The 3,907-nt window shown below is 35.1% G+C and carries 2 protein-coding genes; one reads left to right on the forward strand and one right to left on the reverse strand.

The genetic code is table 11. From position 1 onward, the window contains the following. Positions 1–184: 184 nt before the first annotated feature. Positions 185–1,627 (forward strand): AAA-like domain-containing protein, encoded by a 1,443-nt coding sequence (locus tag PX636_RS01060; protein WP_288027395.1) that lies wholly within the window; start codon positions 185–187, stop codon positions 1,625–1,627. On the opposite strand, the gene PX636_RS01065 is transcribed toward PX636_RS01060, so the two are convergent. Further along, the coding region (locus PX636_RS01065) for an ABC transporter substrate-binding protein (RefSeq protein ID WP_288115952.1) at positions 1,624–3,907 on the reverse strand (2,284 nt) is incomplete at its 5' end. The two genes, PX636_RS01060 and PX636_RS01065, sit on opposite strands and share 4 nt — an antisense overlap.

The following is a 3,907-nucleotide window of genomic DNA, read 5'->3' on the forward strand; positions in this document are numbered from 1 at the left end:
CGCGAACTGACAGGTCAAATTTTTCTCGAACGGTTGGATTTAGCGCACGCCGTTAAACAGGGGAGCGAAGCTTGCACTCAAAAAGGAGGATAGGAAAGTCACTGTTTTAAGTTTAATCCGTAACCAAATTATTACTTAAATTTCTCAATTATCGGCAAAGTCCTTAATTACTAAACTTGAGATAATGTCTAGAAAAGTTACCTATGGGGATATTCCCAGGCAAAGAACCAAATATCTGCTTAATGCTCTGTTAAAGTTTGCTAACTACGAGGTAGATAATTGTGAAAATCTGGCTATTAAATTTAGCTGGATTAATGAGAAAAAATTGAAAATTCAAGCCGAACTTAATGCTTTAAAAATGCTGACTGAAAAATGTGGTCAAAGGCTGGAGTTATGGCAAATTCGGGATGCTTTGACGGAATATCTTAACGAAAAATTTTTAGGTATTTTGGAAGATCATCGTCTCAATAATCAAGGAAAAATTCGTACTTTTCAAATTACTTTTTGGCAACGGGGTCATGATATTTTAACTAACCTAAGGAGCTTTGATCAAGAGTGGGCAAACAAAAGTAAACATCAATCTCCCGCAATTGCTGCTATTTTCTCCTCTTTAGATGAGGAAAAACAACAGGATTATCAGACCTATATTAAGGATTATGTAAAACGTCCACCTCTGGAGGAAAATTGTCTCAAAGTTCTTCAGCAAGAACAATCGTTGCTAAGAATTCGCGCACCTCATAATAGTGGCAAAACCCGTTTAGTTAATTGGTTAGTCCATCATCTCAAACAAGATAATTATCAACCAGTTATCATTGATTGTGAGGAGGAAAAAGCCACTATTGCCCTTAGTTGTGAAGACTTGCTGCTGTCGATTTGTCGTACCATTACCCAAGAATTAAAGATTAACGAATCTCTTCTCGATAAATTTTGGTCTCGTCCCGGAACTCCTGCCCACAAAACTCGACGATATTTAGAGGAATATGTTCTCCAACCCAGTGCTAATCCTCTGGTTTTTGTCTTTGAAAAATTTGATACAATTTTGGAAACTGAAACAATCGGTAATGAAATTTGTGGTATTCTCAGAAGTTGGCATGAAAGACGTTCCCAACCTTGGCGGAAACTGCGCTTAATTATTATTCATTCAACGGAATTTTATAGCAACTACGATTTTTATGCCTCTCCCTTAATTGGTGTAGGTTATGTGGCTAGTTTATCGGATTTTAATGCGGAACAAGTTCTCACTTTCGCTCAAGTTAATGGCATTAATTGGACGTTATCAGATGTTAACAAGGTCATGAACTTAGTGGGAGGTAATCCTTATTTAATTAAGTTAATCTTGGTAAAATTGCAAGAAGGGAATTCTCTAGAAAAGGTTCTAGATGATGCCTTGCAGGGACGAGAGCCATTTCAAAGTCATTTTTTCCTACTGATGAGATATCTGAAAAGTAATGCTAACCTCCAGAATATTTTTAGGCAAATTCTTCAGAAAAAAGCTCTGACTCCGGCTCAAATGAAAGGAGAATCTGTCCAATTTTTGGAACGATTGGGACTGATCCACAAAAGTTATGATAACCTAGAGGTTCGTTGCAATTTGTATCAAGTATATTTTGACGACTTGCTTGATTAGTCTCGTTGAGATTCCAATTGATACTGAATTGAGTTTTCAAGTTTTGCTTCTAACTTACTCTTAACCCTGACAGTAATTGGTTCTCGATTAGATTCGGATTCATTATCTACAAACCTGAGAGAATTGCCTGAGGTCAAACTGGCCGAAAGATTGAGGTTTTCTAAATATTCTTGTATCAACTCTGAAGAAATTTTATTCTGGGATTGCAAGGCTCTAATAGCAGCTATAAATGATTGGGCCGCATCATAACTGGTAGCGGTTCGCCAACTAATATCTTCTTTCCATAAAGCTTGAGCATCTCTGACAAAATTTTGGGACTTAATTAGATGGGAAAACCAAGGCACAGCCAAAACTAAATTATCAATAAATTTACCGCTATCAACCAACATTTCATGTTCATACATGGAATGGCTCCCTAAAAGAACTAGCTTATTTTTCAGTTCTGGAGTGGTGCTGGTATTTAACTGTTCAAGAGTATGAGATAATTCTACTACCACAGAAGCTGATTCCAAACTGGGAAATAAGACAATTCCTCTAACTTGATCTTGGGAAAATGCTTTTAAAACTTCTGCGTCAATATCTAGGGAAGATGATAAATCAATTACTTTAGTGATTTTACCGCCTTTTTTTTGGAAAGCTTGATGAAACTCTTGAGTAAGTTCTTGGCTATCAATCTGGTTAGAATTATTAAAAATAATTACCTTATCTAGATCATGTTGGCTGGCATAATTAGCTAAAGTTTCACCAATTTTTTCATTGGTGATAACGGTTCTAAAAAAGTATTCACTCTCAATTACATCCGAGGAACTTGTAGAAGAAATTAAAGTAATTTTGGCTCTTTCATAGATAGGTAAAGCTGCTAAGGTTGCTTCACTAGAATAATGTCCAATTACTCCAATAACTTTGGGGTCTTTAACGATTTCCTTGGCGACTATCTTAGCAACTTTTTCATCATTATTATCATTGACAATAACGATATTTAAAAATAAATTATTCGCACTTGTCGGTAATTGGCTATTAAATAAATATTGTGCTTGAGCAATCCCTTTCAGGATTTCTTGGGAAATTTCATTTTTTTTGCCACTGGGAATAACCACCGCCAAAGTCACATAATTATTACTTAAATAAGCGATAGCATTATTATAATAAATCAATGTTTCTGCATCTTCAGAATGAGCAAGATAGGCTTTTTTGAATAACTGTTTAGCTTCCAAATAATTAGCATTTTTAAAAGCCAAAATACCCCGATCTTTATAAAAATTTTCCTGTTTAATAAGTAGCTTTTTTTCGCCTTGGCTAAATAGTTCAGGCTCCTTAGTATAGGGAATTTTATAAAAGTAAGGTAACAGCCATGACTGGTAGAATCCCAACCCAAGTAACCCTGTAACAATGCTAGTAAATATTCCCGCTGCTAACATAAATAAACGAGATTGTTTTTGACGAGTAATGCTTTCAGAGGCTGCTAAAAAACGATAATCGATACTATCTAATTCTTTATCTTCTTGCCATTTTTTAGATTCCTCTAACTTTTTACCTGTCAGTAAACAATTTGTATCGGTAAAATTTGAGTCTTCCCACTTAGCAATTTCCGATTGATAAGGACGACTAGCTGCTAATACATTATATAACCATTTTTGATTAAAAATTGCCTGATAAATAGCATTAGCCACTCTAAGATAGCCCTGATTATCGACGATAACTAATCCAGATAGTAATAATTCATCATGTTCTGGTGTGTTACTCGCTTTCACCAATTTACCTTTTAAAACATTAGCATAAACCCTTAGTAAATACCCTTGGTCAGGATGATAAATAAGTCGCTCTCTTATACTTGATAAAAAAGCAGGCTCATCTTTTTTTTCCCAGTTATCAATAATGTGTTTATAAACAAAATCTCGCATCCAAGCTGATAAGAGAGACTGAGGTATTGTAACTTTAAACTTGGCCATTAAATAGCACAATTTTTGAGTTAGAAAAGGTTGACCATTAGTCCAGCTAAAAATTTCTTGTAGAATTTCTTGAGGGGAAACACCCAACCCTTCTAGTCCTTGCATCAAGGGTTGACAGTTATCTTCTAACGACAGTCCATTTAATTCAATTGCTTTACCAATATTGAAAGGAGTTCTTTGACTATCCTGAATTAATTGATTGGGGGTAGCCGTGCCAATTAAAACAAATGAAATACGATTAAAATCTGCATTAATAACTCGCTTTTCATGACAAGACCTAATGTAAGCAAAAAAGTCATCAGTAGCAAAGGGTAGTTTTCTAACCACATCA

Source organism: Microcystis sp. M53598_WE2, from assembly GCF_030067735.1.
GTDB classification, from domain to species: Bacteria; Cyanobacteriota; Cyanobacteriia; order Cyanobacteriales; family Microcystaceae; genus Microcystis; species Microcystis aeruginosa.